The following is a 22078-nucleotide window of genomic DNA, read 5'->3' on the forward strand; positions in this document are numbered from 1 at the left end:
GTTGGCGCTGGTTCGACCTGGCTCGGCTCTCGGCTATCGGTGCCGGGCCACGTCATCACATCCTGCCGGGAACGCCGCAAGGGAGTTTCAGGTGGCGGGTGCCAGACCACGCTCGGTCAGCAGTTCCGTCAGCCGATCCACCACTTCCGGTATCGTCAGGCGCGTGGTGTCAAGCATGATGGCATCACTGGCCGGCTTGAGCGGGGCCACGCTGCGTTGCATGTCGCGTGCATCGCGCGCCTGAATCTCCTTTAAAAGACTCGATAGACTAGCATCCACCCCGCTCTCCCGCAACTGCAGCTGGCGGCGTCGCGCCCGCTCCTCCGCGCTGGCGGTGAGGAAGATCTTCAGCGGGGCATCGGTGAACACCACGGTGCCCATGTCGCGACCGTCGGCCACCAGGCCGGGCGGCTGGCAGAAGTCGCGCTGGCGCTGCAGCAGTGCCTGGCGCACCTGGGGCAGCGCCGCCACCTGGGAGGCGGCATCCCCCACCTGCTCGGTGCGGATCGCCGTGGTGGCGTCCTCGCCCTCCAGGTGGACCCGGGTCGCCTCGCCCTCGGCCAGGAAGACCACATCGAGGCCGGCGGCCACCCCGGCCAGGCCCACCTCGTCGTCCAGGGCGACGCCGTGCCTGCCCGCCGCCAGCGCGGTCAGTCGGTAGAGGGCCCCGCTGTCGAGCAGGTGCCAGCCCAGCCGTTCGGCCACCAGGCGACTGATGGTGCCCTTGCCGGCCCCGCCGGGACCATCGACGGTGAGTACCGGAGTCTCGGTCATGCGCCCTCCTCGTCCCGTTCTTCCCTGAGCGACAGGCCAACCCGGCGCACCAGGTCCACGAACCCCGGGAAGGAGGTAGCCACGTTGGCGCAGTCGTCGATGCCGATCTCCTCGCCGGCCCGCAGCGCGGCGATGGTGAAGGCCATGGCGATGCGATGATCGCCCCGGCTGTCGATGCGCCCACCGCCATAGTTCGGCCCCTCGCCGCCGCGCCCGACGATATCGATACCGTCCGGCAGCAGGGTGTTCTCCACGCCCAGCGCGGTCAGGCCATCGGCCATGGCCTGCAGGCGATCGGACTCCTTGACCCGCAGCTCCTCGGCGCCCCGCAGCCGGGTGGTCCCTTCCGCATTCGCGGCGGCGATGAACAGCGCCGGGAACTCGTCGATGGCCAGCGGCACCTGGTCCACGGGGATCTCGATGCCGTGAAGCGGCGCGTAGCGGATATGCAGGTCGGCCACCGGCTCGCCGCCCACCTCGCGCTCGTTTTCCAGGCGCAGGTCGGCGCCCATCAGCTCGAGGATATTGATCACCCCGATGCGGGTCGGGTTGATGCCGACGTGCTCCAGCACCAGGTCGGACCCCGGGGTGATGGCCGCCGCCACCAGGAAGAAGGTGGCAGACGAGATGTCCGAGGGCACGTCGATGGGGGCCGCGGTCAACCTGCCGCCGCCCGACAGCCAGCAGGTGTCGCCCTCACGGTGCACCTCGTAGCCGAAGCCGGCCAGCATGCGCTCGGTGTGGTCGCGGGTCGGCGCCGGCTCGCGCACCCGGGTCTCGCCCTCGGCGTAGAGGCCGGCGAGCAGCAGGCAGGACTTCACTTGGGCACTGGCCATGGGCATGTCGTAGGTGATGCCCTTGAGTGCCTTGCCACCATGGATGTGGAGAGGCGGACGACCACCCTCGGCGGTGTCGATCTCGGCGCCCATCAGGCGCAGCGGATCGGCCACCCGGCCCATGGGGCGCTTGGTCAGCGAGGCGTCGCCGGTCAGCTCGGTGTCGAAGGCCTGGCCGGCCAGGAGCCCCGAGAAGAGGCGCATGGCGGTGCCGGCGTTGCCCACGTAGAGGGATCCCGCGGGGGGCTTGAGGCCGTGCATGCCCACCCCGTGGACGGTCACCCGTCCCTGGTGGGGGCCCTCGATGGCCACGCCCATCTCGCGGAAGGCCTGCAGGGTGGCCAGGCTGTCCTCGCCCTCGAGGAAGCCCTTCACCTCGGTGACGCCCTCGGCGAGGGCACCGAGCATGATGGAGCGGTGGGAGATCGACTTGTCGCCGGGCACACGGATGCGCCCGCTGACGCCGCCGCCGGGACCCACCCGGTAGCGCAGCTGCTTGCCGTCTTGTTGCATCTGGTATTCCGCCTGATAGCTGGTCTGGTTGAGCAGGGATTCGAAATAGTGTCGCGCGTGACTGGCCCGATCGAAGGTGGCCAGCATGGCATCGCCGTCGCCGGCCTCCACGGCCCGGCGCAGGCGCGCCAGGCCCGCCTCGAAGTCGTCCAGGGCGGCCAGCACCGCCTCGCGATTGGCGGCGAAGATGTCGCGCCACATCACCGGGTCGCTGCCGGCGATGCGGGTGAAGTCGCGAAAGCCCCCGGCGGCGTAGCGGAAGATGGCCAGGCGCTCGTCCTGGCGCGCCAGGGTGTCCACCAGGGAGAAGGCCAGCAGGTGCGGCAGGTGGCTGGTACGGGCCAGCACCTGGTCATGGCGTGCCACCTCCATCTCCAGCACCTCGGCGCCGCAGGCCGTCCAAAGGTCGCGCACCCGGGCGATTGCCGCGGGGTCGGTATCCGCCTCCGGGGTGAGGATCACCTTGTGGCGCGCATAGAGCCCGGGGTCGGCCGCCGCCACGCCGCTCTTCTCGGAGCCGGCGATGGGGTGGCCCAGCACCAGGCACGGCGGCACCCGACCGAAGGCGGCGACGGCGCAGTCGCGAATGGTCGCCTTGGTGCTGCCCACATCGGTGATCACCGCCTCGGGAGCGGCGCGTTCGAGGCAGGCGGCCAGCTCGGTCATCACGCCGCGCATGGCCAGCACCGGCACCGCCAGCACGATCATGGAGGTGCCTTCCACCAACGGCGTGAGACGGGTATCGCCGCGGTCGATCAGGCCCATCTCGATGCCCCGGGCGATCTCGTCGGCATCCGGGTCGCAGGCGAGGATCTCGCCGCGATGGCCGGCAGCGCGCAGGGCCGCGGCGAGCGAGCCGCCGATCAGCCCCAGGCCGACGATCAGGATGCGAGACTCACGAACCCGCATGGCCTAGAGCACGCCGATCGGATAGGAGCCCAGCACCTTCACCTCGGAGGCGCGCAGCCTCACCTCCTCGAGGACCGCCGCCACCCGCGGCTCGTCGCGATGCCCCTTGAAGTCGATGAAGAACACGTAGTTCCAGACCCCGCTGCGCGAGGGTCGGGTCTCCAGGCGCGTCATGTCGATCTGGTGGCGATGGAAGGGCTCCAGCAGGTCGTGCAGGGCACCGGGCTGGTTGCGCATGGCCACCACGATGGAGGTCTTGTCCTCGCCGGACATGGGCACGTCCTGGTGGCCGATGATCAGGAAGCGCGTGGAGTTGTCGGGGCGATCCTCGATTTTCTCGGCGAGCCGGGTCAGGCCATACAGCTTGGCCGCCATGTCACCGGCGATGGCCGCGCTGTGCCATTCGGTCTTGACCAGGCGCGCCGCCTCGGCGTTGGACGCCACCGGCACCCGCTCGGCATGGGGGAAGTGGGCATCGAGCCACTTGCGGCACTGGGCGAAGGATTGCGGGTGGGAGTAGATCCGCGACACCTTGTCCTGGCGGGTGGTCTCGCCCACCAGCAGATGGTGGTGGATGCGCAGCACCACCTCGCCGCTGATGACGAGCCCCGAATCCATGAAGGAATCCAGGGTATGGTTGATCACCCCCTCGGTGGAGTTCTCCACCGGCACCACGCCGTAGTTGGCGGCACCGGCCTCCACCTCGCGGAACACCTCGTCGATGGCCGCCATGGGCAGGCTGATGGCGCTGTCGCCGAAGTGCTTGAGGGTGGCCTGCTGGGTGAAGGTGCCCTCCGGCCCCAGGTAGGCCACCTTGACCGGCTGCTCCAGCGCCAGGCAGGCGGACATGATCTCGCGGAACAGCCGGGCGACCTCCTCGCTGTCCAGCGGCCCCTTGTTGAGGGCCATGATCCGACGCAGCACCTGGGCCTCGCGCTCCGGGCGATAGAACACCGCCTGGGGATCCCTGGCGGTCTTGACCTGGGCCACCTGCTGAGCGCAGGCCGCCCGCTCGTTGATCAGGTGGAGGATCTCGCTATCCAGCTCGTCGATGCGGCTTCGCAGCGCATCGAGATCGATGGGGGTGTCATTCATGCTTGTCCCCTGATGTCCGTTATGTGTCCAGTGTTACGGCGCCTGGCGCTCGGCGCTTAACCATGCCGCTGCTCGAAGTCGGCCATGAAGTCGATCAGGGTATCCACGGCGACCTCCGGCACGGCGTTGTAGAGGCTCGCGCGCATGCCGCCGACGCTACGGTGGCCCTTGAGGTTGAGCAGCCCGATCGCCTCGGCCTCCTCGAGAAACGCCTTGTCGAGGCGATCGTCGGCCAGCACGAAGGGGACGTTCATCCGCGACCGGTTCGCCACCGAGATGGGATTCGAGTAGAGATCGCTGCCATCGATGGCCGCATAGAGCTTGCTCGCCTTGCGTGCATTGATCTCGCCCATGGCTTCCAGGCCACCGACCTCTTCCTTGAGCCATTCGAACACCAGGCCCGCCAGGTACCAGCTGTAGGTGGCCGGGGTGTTGATCATCGAACCCGCCTCGCTGAGCGCCTTGTAGCCGAACAGCGTGGGCATGTCGGCACGCGCGCGATCCAGCAGGTCGTCGCGCACGATCACCACCACCAGGCCCGCGGGTCCGATGTTCTTCTGGGCCCCGGCGTAGATCACCCCGAACTTCGAGACATCCAGCGGCCCGCAAAGAATGCTCGAGGACATATCGCAGACCAGCGGCACCTCACTGCCATCCGGCCGGCGCGGCCCTCCCCCTTCACTGCCGGGGATATAGTCGAACTCGAGCCCACCGATGGTCTCGTTGGCGGTGTAGTGCAGATAGGCGGCGTCCGCGGAGAGCGCGATCTCCTCGGGCCGCGGCACGGCGGTGTGGCGATTGGCCTCGCTACTGGCGGCCAGGTGAACTCCACCGAACAGGTGGCGCGCCTCCTTGATCGCCTTCTGCGCCCAGATGCCGGTGTGAACGAAGTTGGCGCTCCCCCCCTGCCCCAGCAGGTTGTAGGGCACGGCGGCGAACTGCTGGGTGGCCCCGCCCTGGGTGAAGAGCACCCGGTAGTTGGCGGGAATGGCCAGCAACTCGCGCAGGTCGGCCTCGGCTTTCTCGGCGATGGCCACATACTCGGGTGCACGGTGGCTCATCTCCATCACCGACAGCCCACGGCCGTGGTAGTCCAGCAGCTCGTCGCGGGCCCGCTCCAGCACCGCGGTGGGCAGCGCCGCCGGACCGGCGCAGAAGTTGAAGTGACGTGTCATCGGTGTCGTCTTTCCGTTTCAGAGTTCTTCCTCGGCATCGTCAGCGGAAGGCGTCTCCGACTCTTCCGGCTCGTCGATGCGCACGGTCTTGACCAGCTTCTCGTCGTTGCCCAGGCGAATCAGCATCACCCCCTGGGTATTGCGCGAGGTGACCGAGACCTCCTCGACCCGGGTGCGCACCAGGGTGCCGCGGTCGGTGATCAGCATCATCTCGTCGCTGGAGTAGACCTGCATGGCGGCCACCAGCGAGCCGTTGCGACTGCTGGTCTGCATGGCGATCACCCCCTGGCCGCCGCGGCCGCGCAGCGGGAATTCCTCGAGGCGGGAGCGCTTGCCGTAACCGTTCTCGGAGGCGGTGAGGATGTAGATCTGCCCCCCATTGCCGTTCTCCAGGGTGGCGCCCTCCTCGCCCTCGACCTCGCTGTCGGCCTCGGCATCGATCTGCTGGCTCTGGGGGATGATCAGGCTGATCACCTCGGCATCACCCTGCAGGCGCATGCCACGCACGCCGCGGGCCGTCCGGCCCATGGCGCGGACCTTGCCTTCCTCGAAGCGAATCGCCTTGCCGTTGGACGACAACAGCATGACATGGTCGGAGCCACTGGTGATGGCGGCGCCCACCAGGCGGTCGCTCTCCTCCAGATCGATGGCGATCAGGCCCACGCTGCGGGGGCGCGAGAACTGCTCGAGGCTGGTGCGCTTGACCGTGCCCTTGGCGGTAGCAAAGAGGATGTAGCTGTTCGGGTCGTAGTCGTGCACCGGCAGGATGGCGTTGATCGCCTCGCCCTCGTCGAGCGGCAGCAGGTTGACCAGTGGCTTGCCCCGCGAGCCGCGACTGGCCGCCGGCATCTCGTAGACCTTGAGCCAGTAGACCTTGCCGCGATTGGAGAACAGCAGCACGGTGTCGTGAGTCGAGGCCACCAGCAGGTGCTCGATGACGTCCTCGTCCTTCATGGTCGTGGCCGACTTGCCGCGGCCGCCACGGCGCTGGGCCTGGTAGTCGGAGAGCGGCTGGGTCTTGGCGTAGCCCGAACGCGACACCGTGACCACCATGTCCTCCTCGGCGATCAGGTCCTCGAGGCGCAGGTCGAGGTGGCTGGCCTGGATCTCGGTCTTGCGCGGGTTGCCGAACTGGTCGCGCACCGCGATCAGCTCCTCGCGAATCACCTCCAGCAGGCGTTCGGCGGAGGCCAGGATGGCGGAGAGCTCGGCGATTTTCTCGAGGATGCCCAGGTACTCGTCGAGCAGCTTCTCGGTTTCCAGTCCGGTCAGGCGATGCAGGCGAAGCTCCAGGATGGCCTGCGCCTGGGCCGGTGACAGGCGATAGTCGGTACCGGTCGGGTTGAGGCCGAAGCCCTCCTCCAGGTCCTCCGGCTTGCAGGAGGTGGCGCCGGCACGTTCCAGCATCCCGGTGACCTGGCCGGGCTGCCAACGGCGGGCCAGCAGCTTCTCCCTGGCCTCGCTGGCATTCGGCGAGGCCTTGATCAGCTCGATCACCTCGTCGATGTTGGAGATGGCGACCGCCAGGCCCTCGAGGATATGGCCACGCTCACGGGCCTTCTTCAGTTCATAGAGGGTGCGCCGGGTCACCACCTCGCGGCGATGGCGGATGAAGGCCTCGAGCACCTCCTTGATGTTGAGGGTGCGCGGCTGGCCGTCTTCCAGGGCCACCATGTTGATGCCGAAGACGTTCTGCAGCTGAGTCTGGGCGAAGAGGTTGTTGACCACCACCTCGCCGGACTCGCCGCGCTTGACCTCGATCACCACGCGCAGACCATCCTTGTCGGACTCGTCGCGCAGTTCGGCGATGCCGTCGATCTTCTTGTCCTTGACCAGCTCGGCGATCTTCTCGATCAGCCGCGCCTTGTTCACCTGGTAGGGCAGTTCGGTGACGATGATGTGGTCGCGGCCGGTCTTGTCGTCGTGCTCGATGGTGTGGCGGGCGCGTACGTAGATGCGCCCGCGGCCGGTGCGATAGGCCTCGAGGATGCCGGCGCGGCCGTTGATGATGCCCCCGGTGGGGAAGTCCGGCCCGGGGATGTACTCCATCAGGTCATCGACGGACAGGGTGTAGTCGTCGATCAGCGCCAGGCAGCCGTCGATCACCTCGATCATGTTGTGCGGCGGGATGTTGGTGGCCATGCCCACGGCGATGCCCGAGGAGCCGTTGATCAGCAGGTTGGGCACCTTGGTGGGCAGTACGTCGGGGATGCGCTCGGTGCCGTCGTAGTTGTCGACCCAGTCGACGGTGTCCTTCTCGAGGTCGGCGAGCAGCTCGTGGGCGAGCCGCGCCATGCGCACCTCGGTATAACGCATGGCGGCGGCGTTATCGCCGTCGATGGAACCGAAGTTGCCCTGGCCGTCGACCAGCACGTGGCGCATGGAGAAATCCTGGGCCATGCGCACGATGGTGTCGTAGACGGCGCTGTCACCGTGGGGGTGGTACTTACCGATGACATCGCCCACCACGCGGGCGGACTTCTTGTAAGGCTTGTTCCAGTCGTTGCCGAGCTCGTGCATGGCGTAGAGCACACGCCGATGCACCGGCTTGAGGCCATCGCGCACGTCGGGCAGCGCCCGGCCGATGATCACGCTCATCGCGTAATCGAGGTACGACTGCTTCAGCTCGTCCTCGATGTTGACTGGCAGAATCTCTCTGGCGATGTCACCCATGGGTCGTCGAATCCTTTGCACTGCAAGAGGTTGGCCGCCCTCAGTGGCGTTGCCGCGGGCGCCCAATAACAGCCTCCCATCATACCACCCCGAGCGGGCAAAGGCAGCGCGCTATTCGATCACCAGCGGCTCGAGCCGCGTACGCAGCTCGCCCTCGATGGGCATGGCCTGGCCGACGGTCGTATCGAGCAGCACGAAGGTCAGGGTGGCGGCGCTGACCAGGGCACCGTCGCGTACCCGGCGAATCCGCTGATGCATCTTCGCACTGCGCCCACCCAGCGCCGAGAGGCGACTGTCGATCTCCAGGTCATCGCCGGCGAGGGCCGCCTCGTGGTAGTCGATGTTCAGGTTCACCGCCACGAAGGCCAGGCCCCCGTCCTGCAGCCACCGGAACAGCTCGGGCCGTTCGTCGAACCAGGCCCAGCGCCCCTCCTCGAGGAATTCCAGGTAACGGGCGTTGTTGACATGGCCGTAGCCGTCGAGGTGATAGCACTCGTTTTACTACATCCCGGCGATCGACGCTGGCACCCAGGCGCCCCTTCAGGGATAATGGCGCCCCTTTTCGCCGGGAAAAATGCTTCATGTGGTTCAAGCACTTACACCTTTATCGGCTACACGATGCCCCCGAGCTGGACGCCGCCACCCTCGAGGAGGCCCTCGCCGAACAGGCGGCCCGCCCGCTGGGCGGTCAGGATCCGCGTCGCCTGGGCTGGACACCGCCCGCCGGGCGTGCCGGCACTCACCGCCTGCACGAGTTGCAGGGACAGCGCCTGCTCAGCGCCCTGCGCCAGGAGCGCCTGCTGCCCGCCTCGGTGGTACGCGAGGAGGTGGACGAGCGCGCCGCCGAGGTGGAGGCCCGCGAGGGGCGCAAGCTGCGCCGTCAGGAGAAAAGCACCCTCAAGGAGCAGGTGATCGAGGAACTGCTGCCGCGAGCCTTCGTGCGCAGCCAGCGGATCGACCTGTGGTGGGACACCCGGCGGCAGCTGATCGGCATCGCTGCCAGCTCGCGTTCCCGCGCCGAGGAAGTGCTGGACCTGTTGCGCGAAACCCTGGGCAGCCTCAAGGTCACCCCGCTCACCAGCCAGACGCTGCCGATGCGCGCCATGACCCAGTGGCTGGTCGAACCCGACTCGCGCCCCGCTGACATGACGCTCGGCGACCAGGTGGAGCTGAAGGCCAAGGGTGACGACGGTGTGCTGCGCGCCCGCCAGGTGGACCTCGACAGCGACGAGATCCAGCAATTGCTGGAGAGCGGCCGCCAGGCCAGCAAGCTGGCCCTGGAGATCGATGGCCGGCTAAGCTTCGTGCTGCACGACGACCTGGCCCTGAAATCGCTGCGCTTCGGCGACGCCCTGATCGACGAGGCCAATGCCAGTGACGACGGCGACGACGCCCTGGTGCGCCTGGAAACCGACTTCGTGCTGATGGCCCAGTCCCTGGGCGACAACATCGAGCGCCTGATCGCCTGGCTGGGCGGCGAGTCTGGTGCCACGAGCAAGCCGTGAGAGCCATGAGCGAGATTCGACCCGACACCACTGCCGCGGACCCCTGGGCCGAGATCCGTCCCTACAATGACGACGAGGTCGCCGAGGTGCTGTCGCACCTGGCCCACGAGCCCGAGCTGCTCGACGCCCTGACCCGCTATCGCCTGCCGCGCCTGTCACGCTTCATGCCGAGCCTGTCGCGCACCCTGGCCAGCCTGGCGATCCGCCGCGAGGTGCGCGGGGTAACCAGCGTCAAGGCCTTCCAGCGGCGCATCGCCGACTACATGGAGCGGATGATCCGCACCACCACCGACGACTTCGAGACCGAGGGGCTCGACGCCCTGGATCCGGATACCGCCTACCTGTTCATCGGCAACCATCGCGACATCTCCCTGGACCCGGCCTTCGTCAACTACGCCCTCTACCTGGCCGGTCGCGACACGGTGCGCATCGCCATCGGCGACAACCTGCTCAAGAAGCCCTACGTCAACGACCTGATGCGCCTCAACAAGAGCTTCATCGTGCCCCGCAGTGCCCGCGGCAAGCGCGCCATGCTGGCCGCCTACCAGAAGCTCTCCGGCTACATCCGCCACTCCATCACGGAGGATAACCACTCCATCTGGATGGCCCAGCGCGAGGGGCGCGCCAAGGACGGCATCGATCGCACCGACCCGGCGATCCTCAAGATGATGACCATGGCACGCCGCGCCGAGGACCGTGAGATCGGCATCGGCGAGGCGATCCGCGAACTGCGCCTGGTACCGGTGGCCATCAGCTACGAATACGATCCCTGCGACCTGCAGAAGGCCCGGGAACTCCACGCCATGCATGCCGACGGCAACTACGAGAAGGGGCAATTCGAGGACATCCAGTCCATCGTGGCCGGCATCACCGGCCACAAGGGGCGGGTCAAGCTGAGCTTCGGCACCCCGCTCGGCGCCGACTTCGACAGCCCCGAGGCGGTGGCCGCCGAGATCGATCGCCAGGTGCTGGAAGGCTATCAACTGTTTCCCAGCCACTACCTGGCACTGGAGGCACTGGGCGACGCCCCAGAACTGGTCGATCGGTCGGCCATCAGCGATGCCGACCGGGCCCGCTTCAAGGCGCGCCTGCAAGAGGTTCCGGAAGCGCTGCGCCCCTGGTGGCTCGCCCAGTACGCCAACCCCGTGCGCAACAAGGCCGGACGGTGTCGGTAAGAGGATGGGCGTGCCGCCGACGCCTCGCCCCTGCTGCTCGCATTAGCGTTTCCCGGCACCTAGACTTTAGCCAACGCTGATCGATGCGAGTCGCCCATGCCGCCAGCTTCACCTAGCCCGCTGCCATCGCCGGAGCGTCGCCGCTTCCTGGCGGGGCTCGGCGCCCTGGCGCTGGCAGGCGGCCTGGGCCTTCGCCCTACCCTCGTCGACGCCAGCTTCGACCCTTCCCGACTGCGCCAGAGCATGCAGCGCCAGTACGGCCAGCGCGGCCTGGCCGTACTGGAGGAGTGGTTCGAGCTTCTCGAACGGTTGAGGGATGCCGACCTGCGCCGCCGCCTCGAAGGCGTCAACGACTTCTTCAACCGCCGGGTGCGCTGGATCGACGACATCCGCGCCTGGGGCCAGGAGGACTATTGGGCCACCCCGCTGGAGGCCCTGGGCAAGGGAGAGGGCGACTGCGAGGACTACTCCATCGCCAAGTACGTGACCCTCAAGCAACTCGGCGTTCCGGGTGACCAGTTGCGCATGATCTACGTACGAGCGCGCATCGGCCGCGGCCGGAACGCCCAGGCGCACATGGTGCTGGGCTACTACGAGACGCCCTCGGCCGAGCCACTGGTCCTCGACAATCTGGTGCCATCGATCACCCCCGCCTCGCAGCGCACCGACCTCGACCCGCTGTTCAGTTTCAACAGCCAGGGGCTGTGGGCCGGCGGTAGCAGCGAGTCGCGGGCCGATCCCCTGGCGCGTCTCTCACGGTGGCGCCGGGTGCTCGATCGCATGCGCGAGCAGGGATTCATCTAGGGAGATCCATCATGTCGCTCATCAAGCAGCTCTGGTTGACCATCGCGGTACTGCTGCTGCTCGCCTTCGGCGGCAGCCTGTTCATCGGCGTCTCCACCAGTCGCCACTACATCGAGCAGGAAGTGGAGATCAAGAACGCCGATAACGCCAATGCCCTGGCACTGACCATGAGCCAGATGGAGAAGGACCCGGTGACCATCGGCCTGCTCATGGCCGCCCAGTTCGATACCGGCCACTATCGCCGCATCGAGCTGCGCGATCCCGACGGCGAGGTCATCGACTTGCGCGAGGGGCCGGAGCAGGTGGAGGACGTGCCGAACTGGTTCGTCGACCTGGTGCACTTCGACGTCCGCCCCGGCAGCGCCGTGATCCAGGACGACTGGCGCCAGTACGGCACCCTCACCCTGGAGAGCCAGCACAGCTTCGCCTACCGCTCCCTGTGGCGCAGCACCCTGGCCCTGTTGGGCTGGTTCGCGCTGGCCGGAGCGATCAGCCTGGCACTGGCCGCCTGGATCGTGCACAGCATTCGCAGCCCGCTGCGCAGCGTGGTGGAACAGGCCCGCGACATCGGCTATCGGCGCTTCGCTACCTCGCCGGAACCCCGCACCCGCGAGCTCAAGGAAGTGGTCCAGGCCATGAACCAGCTCTCCACTTCCGTGGCCGAGATGCTCGGCCGCGAGAGCGAACGCCTCGATGCGCTGCGCAAGCGGCTGCAGCATGATCCGGTGACCGGCATCCTCAACCGGTCGGCCTTCCTGGAACAGCTGGCGATCATGCTCGAGAGCCATGACCGGCGCGCCACCGGCAGCCTGGCCCTGGTGCGCATCTCGCGCCTGGGCGAGGTCAGCGAGCACCTCGGCCACGCCGAGACCGACCGGCTGCTCAAGACGCTCGCCCAGGAGCTGGAGCAGCTCGGCAATGTCCGTGGGGAGGGGGTCGCCGGCCGCCTGAGCGGCAGCGACTTCGCCCTGCTGGTACCCGGCACCGTGGAGCCTGCCCCACTGGGGCGCGAACTGACCCATCGCCTGGGCACCCTGCAAGAGGGACTGGAGGAAGTCGCCGTGGGCCTGCCCTCCGCCCTGATCGCCTACGCCCAGGGCGACCGCCCTGCCGCCCTGCTGGCCAGCCTGGACGGCGCGCTCGCCACCGCCGAGAACCGCGGCGACCTGGCCCAGTTGATCGCCGAGGGTCCCCAGCGCCTGCCGCTGTTCAACACCCACGCCGACTGGCGCCAGGCGCTCACCCAATCGCTCCAGGACGGCGTCTACCTCGGGCGTTTCCCGGTGCTGGACGCCGAGGGCAAGCTGCTTCACCTCGAATGCCCCTCGCGGCTGCGCCTCAAGGGCGAATGGCGCCAGGCCAGCGTCTTCATGCCATGGATCTCCCGACTGCAGCTCGACACCCAACTGGACATGGCGGTAGCTCGCGAGACGCTGCGCGAGATAGACCGGCACGGCAAGCCGCTGGGCATCAACCTCTCACCCGCCTCGGTGTGTAATGCGCGCTTCGTTCTCGACCTGCGCGGCCTGATGCAATCCTACCGCCATGCGGCCGCCAAACTGTGGCTGGAAGTCCCCGAGTCCATGGTGATCCACGACCTGGAGAGCTTCCGCAGCCTGTGCCGCGAACTCCAGCCCTTCGGCTGCCGGCTGGGCCTGGAACACGTGGGCCGCGAGTTCCGCCGCATCTCCGACCTGCAGGCCCTGGGCCTCAGCTACCTCAAGATCGACGCCTCCCTGATCAGGGGCATCGATGGCAGTCGCGAACAACAGACGATCCTGCGCGGCATGGCCACCCTCTGCCACTCCATCGGCATCCTCGCCATCGCCGAGGGCGTCGACACCCTGCAGGAGGCCGAACTGCTGCATGAACTGGGCATGGACGGCGTCACCGGGCCCGGCATCCGGCAGCTGGATCGCCCCGGCGGCTGATCGACAGTCGACCCTGGAAACGCACCCAGAACGCCATCGCCCCGCCTGCAGGCGGGGCGATGGCGTTGGCGTTGGCGTTGGCGTTGGCGACTTGACGTCAGATCACGCCGCTCTCCTCGTCGCCTCCCCCCACCAGGTCAAGACCATGGAGACGACGACGCAGCGTCTGACGCTCCATGACCTTCTGCTGGGCCGCCTCCGGCAGCTCGGTGAAGCTGATCACGCCCTTGTCCATCAGCAGTTCGATCACGTCCTCCAGCACCCGCACGAAGGCCAGGTCCGAGGCCTGGAAGCGCGCTGGCCCACGACTGCCCTCGCCCTCCATCAGGAAGGCCAGCAGCTCGGGCGAATCCGCCGGGAGGTACTCCGCACACTCCGGCGTCTCGTCGCGGCTGATCAGCTCGATGCGACCCTCATTGTCGCGCTTGATGTACATGGGCGTACTCCTGAGAAATCCTGATCGACACCTGGTCACTCGATATCGAGCTGGCCGCTGTCGATCAGGGACTGGATGAAGGTAGAAGAATCATTACCGTCCATGCCGACATCCTTCAGCAGGATCGTCTGATCCGCATTGCTGCCATCTCCGTTGTCGATGCCGCCATCATGCTTGATATGCAGCATGGTGTCGCTTCCCGATTCCCTGGCGAGGATATAGTCATCGATGTCTTCGCTGCCGAAGCCCGCCCCCTGCAGGAGATCGCTGATATCCAGCTTGTCCGCATCGGCATCCGTTCCGAAGTCGCCGAGGGTGAAGTCCATCACCGTATCTTCGGCCGGGTCGTTCTCGGCACCCTCATCACCGAAATTCCAGGCAAAGGTATCGGCGCCCAGGCCACTGGACATGATATCGTCGCCGGCAGTACCAATCAGCACATCCGCTCCAGCGGTACCGTCGAGGTGATAACCCTCCCCTTCTGTGGGGTCATCCGCCTCAACATGCACACTGAACTGCCCGGCGTTAGAGACATCGTCATCCCCATCCGTCATGGCAACCGCAAAGTCAAAGCCCTGATCGGAGCGAGTCTCGCCGACATGGTAGCTCACCTGGCCGAGGGTGATCTTCGCGGTCGCATCTGACGAGTACGTCCCCGCCCCATCCACATTATCAATCATGGAGGCGTCCACTGAAACGGTTGAAGTCTGCGCTTCCAGAACCAGTGTATGGAACTCGAAATCGTTGATCTCGATAGTCGCACTCTCATACTCTGCCGTATGATCGAAGTAGATATACCCCGTCTCTTCAACATCCCCTGCACCGATCGCTGTATAGGCGACCAGCATGGCGCCGTTACCCGCATTACGAATCGTACCGAGCGTGGCATGCGAAGTGGTGGTTTGCTGCCCGTTATCCAGGAACTCGAACGTCACGTCTTCCCCCGGATTCAGGTGATTATTCCCGAAGCCGGTACCTGCGCCACTTGAGTTGATCCCGTGAGACGACGTCACTTTCACTTCAGCTTCAGTGGCAAGGTCTACATCGCCATTGATAGCCCCCCTGTCACTGCCCCACTCTCCCGTATCGGCATCATACCAAACGCCATTGGGAAACTTGCCCGAGTCCACTGCCTGGATATCCAAGGTGATATCTTTTCCGGCAGGCGGCTTTATGACTTCAAACCGATACGCCCCTGAAGCATCAACATGCAAGGTGAAGTGGGTTTCTCCTGAATCGGGACCACTCGCCCAAGTGGCAGTCAGCGTACTACCGCCCTCACTGTAATTGTATTCATATCCGGAGTTTTCTGGATCGCCATCGCCATTACCACTCAGATCGAAACCACCTGAACCATCGGCACCAGCAACAAAATCAATCTGTCCGACACCTACAGGCCTGGTGAAGCCGACCACTGCATTCTGTACAGAGTTAATGCTAGGCACGTCATCGACGACCGACGGGGTCACTGCCCCCACCGCAGTATCGCCGTCACTATCAGTCGCCACGACGTTCACCGAGCCCAGGTCCAGGTTGTTCTCGCCACTGCCCGCCAGGTGCTTGAAGTCGTTCGCCAGCGTCGCCGTCACCTGCGCCGTACCGGCCGCCAGGTCGACGCTCGACAGGCTCAGCGTGATCGCCGTCACGCCGCCGATCTGGCCGACGATCTCGGTATCGCCGTTGCGCGCCCAGACCACCTCGTCTCCGGCGATGCCGTCGGTATCGGTGATCAGCCCCGACAGGTCGGTACTGAACGCCATGCTCACCAAGGCGTCGCTGCCCAGCGTGAAGCTCAGCGTACCGCTGTGGCTAAGCGATTCCTTGGTGCTGTCCGAGCCGCCCGCCAGGTCATCCTCATCGACCGTCGGCATGATGCCGGCGGCATCCTGCGGATCACCACCGTCCGCAATGCTGATGGCCTTGCTGGCCTCGTCGGCATCGCCATCGCCGTCGATGATGCGATAGCTGAACGAGGCATCGACATCGCCCCCGCCGTTGTCGACGCTGTCCGCCGGGGTGAAGCCCCAACTGCCGTCGGCGTTGAACACATAGTCACCGATGCCCGCCACACTGAAGCCGAAGTCGCCGCCACCGAGATCCGTACCGTAACCGAGGGCGACAAAGCCGCTGCCCAGGTCCACATGAGTGACCGTCGCGCCGTCCGCCCCCTCGGTGTCGTTGGCCAGCAGGTCGCCGCCGATGGCCGAATCCCCTTCGGTCAGGGCCGACGCCGGCTCGACGACGGCCACCGGACCGTCGTCGAGCACATCGATGGTCATGCGGGTATCCGCCGTATCGCCATCGCTGTCGGTCACCGTGACTTCGAAGACGTCCTGGATGCCCTCGCTGGTCCCGGTGCTGGCGTCATCCGGATGTTCCGTGGTGTTGTCAGTCAGGGTGTAGGCCCACTCGTAGACACCACCGCCGTTCAGCCTCACTTCCAGGGTGCCGTAGGTGCCGTTTACCGTGCCGCCACTGGTCACGTCCACCCCGGCGATCACCAGGGACGCGGTGGTATCGGCGCCACTGTGGGTGACGTTGAAGGTGCCGGAGGTGCTCTCGGCGGTGCTGCTCGGATTGCTACCGTCGTCCAGCGCGGCCTCGTCGACCCGGTTGCCGCCCTCGGCATCCACCACGGGGAGGCTCGGCACGGAATCGGGGACGATGGTCAGGCCGACCGTCGCCATGGCGGTGTCGCCATCCGCGTCGGTGAGGGTGTAGGTGAAGCTGTCGGCGCCCTCGGCCCCCGGGGCGGCGGTATAGGTGAAGGTGCCGTCGCCGTTGTAGACCACGCTACCCTGGCTCGGTCCGCTGGCCACGGCGATGCCGCCGGCCAGGTCGACGCCGTCGGCACCGGCCGTGTCATTGGCGAAGACGTCGATGTCGACGCTGCCGTCCTCGGCCACCTCGCCTGCCAGGTTGTCGTCACGGGCCACCGGGCCGTCGTCGTTGACGTCGAGGGTCAGCGTCACCTCCGGCGAGACGTCGCCGTCGTCGTCGGTCACCCGTACCCCGAACAGGTCCTGCACCTGGTCGGCGGTACCGGTGGCATCGTTCCCGTCATGCTCGAGGGTGTTGGCGTCGAGGGTGTAACTCCAGCTGCCGTCGGGATTCACGGTCAGGGTGCCGTATTCCCCGGCCACCGCGGTGCCGTCGGCGGTGATGGCGGTCCAGTTGCCGTCCCTGTCCTGTACCTCGATCAGCGCCAGGCCATCATCCCCGGTGTCGATCTGGAAGCTGCCGGTGGTGGTATCGGTGCCACCGCCGCTGCCACCCGCCAGGGCGGATTCCCAGACCATGTCGCCATCGAGATCGGCGGTCGCGACGCTGGGAAGCGAGTTCGGCGCTTCCTCTTCTTCGACAGCCAAGGCGGCTTCTTCTTCGACAGCCAAGGCGGTGAGCTCGTTTTCGGGGAAGTCCCCGGACTCCAACTGGCCCAGGCCGTAGTCGAAGCTGAGCGACGAGACCTGCTCGGTAATGTGCCCCAGCATCACGAAGCTGTGGCCACCTCCCGCGGCACCGCCCGGACCGGCCCCGGCGGCGGTGGCGTCCAGTTCCTCGAGGAGGTCGCCCTCGCCCTCGTCGATGGCGGTGAGCAGGGCCTCCAGGTCCTCGTCCAGTGCGCTGGCTTCTTCCTGCGTCACGGCTTCATCCGCACTGAGCTCCGGCGTCATGGCCACTTCCTGGCCACCCTGGATCAGCGTGGGGTCGAGGCCGTCCCCGAAATCGAGCTCAACCCGGGCATTGTCCGCGGTGACGAGGACTTCGCCCTCCGCCAGGGTGTCGCCCACACGCAGTTCATGCAGGTTGCCCTGGGCATCCCGGGCCCAGGCCTGGCCGGTGATGGCGATGACGGTTGCGATGGCCATGATCTGACTCCCTGGGTCATGTTCTGGTTATGTCGTTACTGCAAAGCTAGGCGAGGCGGGCCGCATCGGGTATTGGACCGAAGGACAGGCCGGGGAACGGGCACGGAGGGGCCCTTGCCACGGCGAGGAGCCGAGGTCGGTCCCTCAATGCCCGGTTTCGAGCGCCTGGGGCTCGCGTTGTGACAGGCGCAGGACCAGTTGCATGCGATCACGCACGCCAAGCTTGCGGAAAATGGCTCCCAGGTGGGCCTTGACGGTCCGCTCGGTGATACCGAGGCGTCGTGCCACCTCCTTGTTGCTGAGCCCCTCCACCACGGCGAGCGCCACGCTGCGTTCGCGCTCGGTGAGCCGCTGCAGCGTTTCTTCCCTCAGCCGGTCGGCGCCGCCCAGCGCCTGGAAGGCACCGCCGACCACCCTGGCCATCAGGTCCGGCGGTACCCAGATCCCCTGGTGGGTGATCACCAGCGCCGCCTGGCGCAACACCTCGGGCGGCGACAGCGCATGCACATAGGCCCTGGCGCCCGCATCCAGGGCCTGGAAGGCCTCGCGTGGCGTCGGTGCATAGCTCATCACGGCGAGAGCCGCCCCGGACCGCCGGAGCACCTCGACCAGCCCGGGCCAGGCCTCGACATCGGCCATCACCCAGACGCAATCCTCCCGAGTCACCCAGGCCCTGGCCTGAGCGGGAGCGACCAGGCGCGCCGCGCTGAAGGCCTCGCGCCAGCGGGGTATCTCGTCGCGTCCCTGGCTGACGAAATAGGTCGCCATCTATCGCTCTCCCAATGCGTTGCTCCAGGCCCTGAGGATCGGCTTGAGCAGGTACTGCATGACGGTGCGCTTGCCGGTCATGATGTCGACCTCGGCGGTCATGCCGGGAATCACCTCCATCTCCGGATGGGCCTGGGCGTCCTCCGTGGAGCGCACCCGCACCAGGTAGAAGGTGTTGTCGTTGTCGTCGGTGATGGTATCGGCGCTGATATGGTCGAGCTCGGCCTCGAGCCCCCCGTAGATGGCGAAGTCGTAGGCCGTCAGCTTGATGGTGGCGGGCTGACCGGGGCGCAGGAAGGCGATGTCCTGGGGGGCGATGCGCGCCTCCACCACCAGTTGGTCGTCGCTGGGCACGATCTCCACCACCTCCTGTCCAGCCTGGGCCACCCCGCCGAGCGTGGTGATATGCAGCCGCTGCACGACGCCGGCCACCGGCGAGCGCACCTCGGCGAGGCGCACCCGATCCTGCAGGCCGGTGCTCGATTCGTTCAGCGCATTGAGATCGCCCAGCGTCTGGGCCAGGTCGTTACGCCAGTCGCTGCGCCGTTCACTGCCCAGTTCGCTGAGCTGCCCCTCGGCCTCCTCGACGGCCGCCTCGAGGCGCGACACGGCGGCCGCGGCCTGGTCGCGCTCCCCCCGAGCGCGCGACACCTCGCGCTCCAGGCGCAGCACGTCCACCTCGGAGACGGCCCCGGAGTCGAGCAGTGGCCGCGTCAGGTCGAGCTCCTGTGAGGCCATGTTGAGCTCCCGCTGCGCCGTGGCGCCCCGGGCCTGCGCCTCGCGCAGCTCCTCCTCGCGTTGGCGGATGCGATCCCGCAGCACGTTCTCCTGCTCGCGCAACTCCTCACGCCGGCTCTCATGGACTTCGCGCTCCTGGGCGACGATGTCGGGGACCTCGGTACGCAACTGCTCATCGGGTTGGAAGGGGGTATCGGTGACCAGCGCCCGCAGGCGTTCGGCCCTGGCGCGCAGTGCCAGGGCCTGGGCCCGGTTCTCCCGGAAGTTGGACAGGTAACGGGTGGGGTCGAGGCGCATCAGCACTTCCCCCTGCTCGACCCGTTCCCCTTCACTGACCAGGATCTCCTGGACCACGCCGCCATCGTAGGTCTGTACCCGCTGCATCTGGCTGGAGGGGATGACCCGGCCGGCGCCACGGGTCACCTCGTCGATGGGCGCGAAGTACGCCCAGGCCAGCAGTCCGATCAACGCCAGCAGCACGATATAGAGGAAGGCGCGGGCGCGGATGGGATCCTGGCGCAGGCGCGCCCAGTCGGCATCGCTGGCCCAGTCGCGGTTGAGGTGGGCGGCACTCACCCGGCGCGCGAAGAGGCGGTCCATGAAGGGGCGAAACGGCCTGCCGCCCACCTCGGAGAAACGCCCGATCGCCTCGAAGCCACGCTGCTCGGCGCTCCTGTCATCCGACCTGGCCATCAGCGGGCCCTCCCGATCTGTCCCTGGCGCAGCGCCTCGACCACCTTGTCGCGGGGGCCGTCCGCGACCACCTTGCCGGCATCGATGACGATGATCCGATCCACCAGCGACAGCAGCGAGGTGCGGTGGGTCACCACCACCAGCGTCTTGACCCGGGCATAGGCCTTGAGATGGGCCTTGAAGGCCTCCTCGCTGGCGTGATCCATGGCGCTGCTGGGCTCGTCAAGCAACAGGACCTGCGGGTCGTTGACCAGCGCCCTGGCGATCGCCACCGCCTGGCGCTGCCCCCCGGAGAGCGCCTGCCCACGCTCACCCACCTGCAGATCGACGCCCTGGGGATGGGCGTTGACCAGGGCGTCGAGGCCGCTGAGCTCCAGGGCCCGCAGCAGTGCCTCGTCATCCACGCCCTCGCTGCCGCCACCGGCCACGATGTTCTCGCGCAGCGTGCCGTAGAAGAGGCTGACGTCCTGGGGGACGTAGCCGATCTGGCGACGCAGTTGGATGGGGTCGAACTGGCGCAGGTCCACGCCATCGATCATCACCGCCCCCGCGGTGGGCTGGTAGAGCCCCAGGATCAGCTTGTTTAGGGTGGTCTTGCCGCACCCGATGCGTCCCAGCAGTGCGACCTTCTCGCCGGGCTGGATGCTCAGCGTGACGTCACGCAACGCCTCGCGCTCCTCCTCCGGATAGCGCATCGCGACCCTGTCGAAGCGGATCTCGCCGCGGATCACCGGCCGGCTGACGAAGGCCTTGCCCTCGGGGCGCTCCACGGGGCGCTCCATGACGCCGTTGAGCGACTGCAGCGCGGTCGACGACTGGTGGTACTGCGCCAGCAGGGCGGCCGCCTGGCTGACCGGCGCCATCGCCCGCGAGGAGAGCAGGTAGGCGGCGATCAAGCCCCCCTGGGTCAGGCTGCCGTCGATGATCAGGTAGACCCCGATGATGATCACGCAGACCGCCACGCTGTGCTGGGCCCAGAGCGCGACGCTGGAGACCGAGGAACTCACCAGGCGCAGCTGGGCCGCGGTACGCGACAGATAGGCCGAGGCCTTCTCCCAGCTGCCCTGGAGGCGGCTCTCGGCGCGCAGCGTCTTCACCGTTTCCAGCTGCGACACCGACTCCACCAGGGTCGCGTTGCGCTGGGCACTGACCCGCCAGGTGGTCTCGGAGAGCTCGTGCAGCTTGCCCTGGGCCGCCATGGCATAGAGCAGCACGCAGAGGATGCCCACCAGCACCGGAATCACCAGCGGCGGACCGATCAGGGCGATGATCCCGGCGAACAGCAGCACGAACGGCAGGTCGACCAGCGCCACCACGGTGGCCGAGCCGATGAAGGTGCGCACCGACTCGAAGGATTGCAGGGTCGCGGCGAAGGAACCGGTCGAGGCCGGCTTCGCCTCCAGGCGCAGGCCCAGCACCCGCGACATGATCGACGCGGAGAGCTCGACGTCGGCGCGGCTCGCCGCCAGGTCGACGAAGGCATTGCGCATCAGGCGCAGCGCCAGGTCGAAGCAGAGCACGATGAAGATCCCCGCCGCCAGCACCCACAGGGTCTCGGTGGCCTGGTTGGGCACCACCCGGTCGTAGACGTTGAGCACGAACAGCGGCATGGCCACGGCGAACAGGTTGATCATCGCCGAGCCGGCGAGGACGTCCCGGTAGAGCTTGCGATTCTCGCGGATCACCCCCCAGAACCAGTGGTGCGAGCGCTGTCGGGTGACCTCCGGCCCCCGCGCGTCGAAATGGAAGCGCGGCCGCACATAGATCGCCTGGCCGCCATAGCTCGCCTGGAGGCCGTCCAAGGCGACCTCGGTCTCGGCGTCCCCCAGCTCGGGAAAGATCACCCGCGCCCGGCGCGCCTCGAGGTCGAGGCCCAGCAGCACGCAGGCGCGCCCCGGCTCGAGCAGCAGCACCACCGGGAACAGCGCCGGGTTCAACTGCACCAGGCGACTCTTGACCAGCCGGGCCGTCAGGCCGGCACGGCTCGCCGCCCGGGGGAAGACCCCGGGGGTCAAGCGCCCCGCCTCCAGCGGCAGCCCGGCGGTCAGCGACTCGGCAGTGGCGGTGCGATCATGCAGGGTCGCGATGGTCTGCAGGCACTCGAGCAGCTCGTCAGGCACGGCCGAGCGCGAGTCCGCCGGGTCCAGGGACTCTCGATGGGTCACGAACACCTCTGAAGTCGAT

At 67.3% G+C, this 22078-nt stretch carries 14 protein-coding genes and 1 pseudogene; 4 read left to right on the forward strand and 11 right to left on the reverse strand.

All coding sequences use genetic code 11. The features are described from left to right. Positions 1–87 precede the first annotated feature (87 nt). From cmk to QWY80_RS05915, 6 genes and pseudogenes are all read right to left on the reverse strand, one after another. On the reverse strand, positions 88–774 hold the full coding sequence (gene cmk, locus QWY80_RS05890) for a (d)CMP kinase (RefSeq protein WP_290229781.1): 687 nt from the start codon (positions 772–774) through the stop codon (positions 88–90). Next, on the reverse strand, positions 771–3032 hold the full coding sequence (locus tag QWY80_RS05895) for a bifunctional prephenate dehydrogenase/3-phosphoshikimate 1-carboxyvinyltransferase (RefSeq protein WP_290229782.1): 2262 nt from the start codon (positions 3030–3032) through the stop codon (positions 771–773). The genes cmk and QWY80_RS05895 overlap by 4 nt, the downstream gene beginning before the upstream one ends. A 3-nt stretch (positions 3033–3035) precedes the next feature. Then, positions 3036–4127: a prephenate dehydratase gene (pheA, locus tag QWY80_RS05900; protein ID WP_290229783.1), complete on the reverse strand. Its 1092-nt coding sequence runs from the start codon at positions 4125–4127 to the stop codon at positions 3036–3038. Between the two features lie 56 nt (positions 4128–4183). Beyond that, a complete protein-coding gene (serC, locus tag QWY80_RS05905; protein WP_290229784.1) occupies positions 4184–5302 on the reverse strand; it encodes a 3-phosphoserine/phosphohydroxythreonine transaminase in 1119 nt (372 codons plus the stop codon). An 18-nt stretch (positions 5303–5320) separates the two neighbouring features. Continuing rightward, positions 5321–7975: a DNA gyrase subunit A gene (gyrA, locus tag QWY80_RS05910; protein WP_290229786.1), complete on the reverse strand. Its 2655-nt coding sequence runs from the start codon at positions 7973–7975 to the stop codon at positions 5321–5323. A gap of 111 nt (positions 7976–8086) precedes the next feature. After that, positions 8087–8446: pseudogene (locus tag QWY80_RS05915) on the reverse strand (acyl-CoA thioesterase); the annotation flags it as partial. A 110-nt stretch (positions 8447–8556) separates the two neighbouring features. Here QWY80_RS05915 and QWY80_RS05920 point away from each other — a divergent pair. The 4 genes from QWY80_RS05920 to QWY80_RS05935 all read left to right on the forward strand — a co-directional run bounded on the left by QWY80_RS05920 (position 8557) and on the right by QWY80_RS05935 (position 13390). Beyond that, positions 8557–9480, forward strand: a complete 924-nt coding sequence (locus QWY80_RS05920) for a recombination-associated protein RdgC (protein WP_290229787.1) — start codon at positions 8557–8559, stop codon at positions 9478–9480. A 5-nt stretch (positions 9481–9485) separates the two neighbouring features. Continuing rightward, positions 9486–10655 (forward strand): 1-acyl-sn-glycerol-3-phosphate acyltransferase, encoded by a 1170-nt coding sequence (locus QWY80_RS05925; RefSeq protein ID WP_290229788.1) that lies wholly within the window; start codon positions 9486–9488, stop codon positions 10653–10655. Positions 10656–10751: 96 nt separating this feature from the next. Further along, positions 10752–11459, forward strand: a complete 708-nt coding sequence (locus tag QWY80_RS05930; protein ID WP_290229789.1) for a transglutaminase-like cysteine peptidase — start codon at positions 10752–10754, stop codon at positions 11457–11459. 11 nt (positions 11460–11470) lie between these two features. After that, positions 11471–13390, forward strand: a complete 1920-nt coding sequence (locus tag QWY80_RS05935; RefSeq protein ID WP_290229790.1) for a bifunctional diguanylate cyclase/phosphodiesterase — start codon at positions 11471–11473, stop codon at positions 13388–13390. Between the two features lie 97 nt (positions 13391–13487). Here QWY80_RS05935 and QWY80_RS05940 read toward each other — a convergent pair whose 3' ends face one another. The 5 genes from QWY80_RS05940 to QWY80_RS05960 all read right to left on the reverse strand — a co-directional run bounded on the left by QWY80_RS05940 (position 13488) and on the right by QWY80_RS05960 (position 22059). Next, positions 13488–13826 (reverse strand): tryptophan synthase subunit beta like protein, encoded by a 339-nt coding sequence (locus QWY80_RS05940; protein ID WP_290229791.1) that lies wholly within the window; start codon positions 13824–13826, stop codon positions 13488–13490. 35 nt (positions 13827–13861) lie between these two features. Beyond that, positions 13862–17695, reverse strand: a complete 3834-nt coding sequence (locus tag QWY80_RS05945) for a retention module-containing protein (RefSeq protein WP_290229792.1) — start codon at positions 17693–17695, stop codon at positions 13862–13864. Positions 17696–17839: 144 nt separating this feature from the next. Next, positions 17840–18463, reverse strand: a complete 624-nt coding sequence (locus QWY80_RS05950; protein WP_290229793.1) for a response regulator transcription factor — start codon at positions 18461–18463, stop codon at positions 17840–17842. Then, positions 18464–19894, reverse strand: a complete 1431-nt coding sequence (locus QWY80_RS05955) for an HlyD family type I secretion periplasmic adaptor subunit (RefSeq protein ID WP_290229794.1) — start codon at positions 19892–19894, stop codon at positions 18464–18466. Beyond that, on the reverse strand, positions 19894–22059 hold the full coding sequence (locus QWY80_RS05960; RefSeq protein WP_290229795.1) for a type I secretion system permease/ATPase: 2166 nt from the start codon (positions 22057–22059) through the stop codon (positions 19894–19896). The genes QWY80_RS05955 and QWY80_RS05960 overlap by 1 nt, the downstream gene beginning before the upstream one ends. Between the last annotated feature and the right edge of the window lie 19 nt (positions 22060–22078).

The sequence above is a fragment of the Halomonas ramblicola genome (genome assembly GCF_030409215.1).
Taxonomy (GTDB): domain Bacteria; phylum Pseudomonadota; class Gammaproteobacteria; order Pseudomonadales; family Halomonadaceae; genus Halomonas; species Halomonas ramblicola.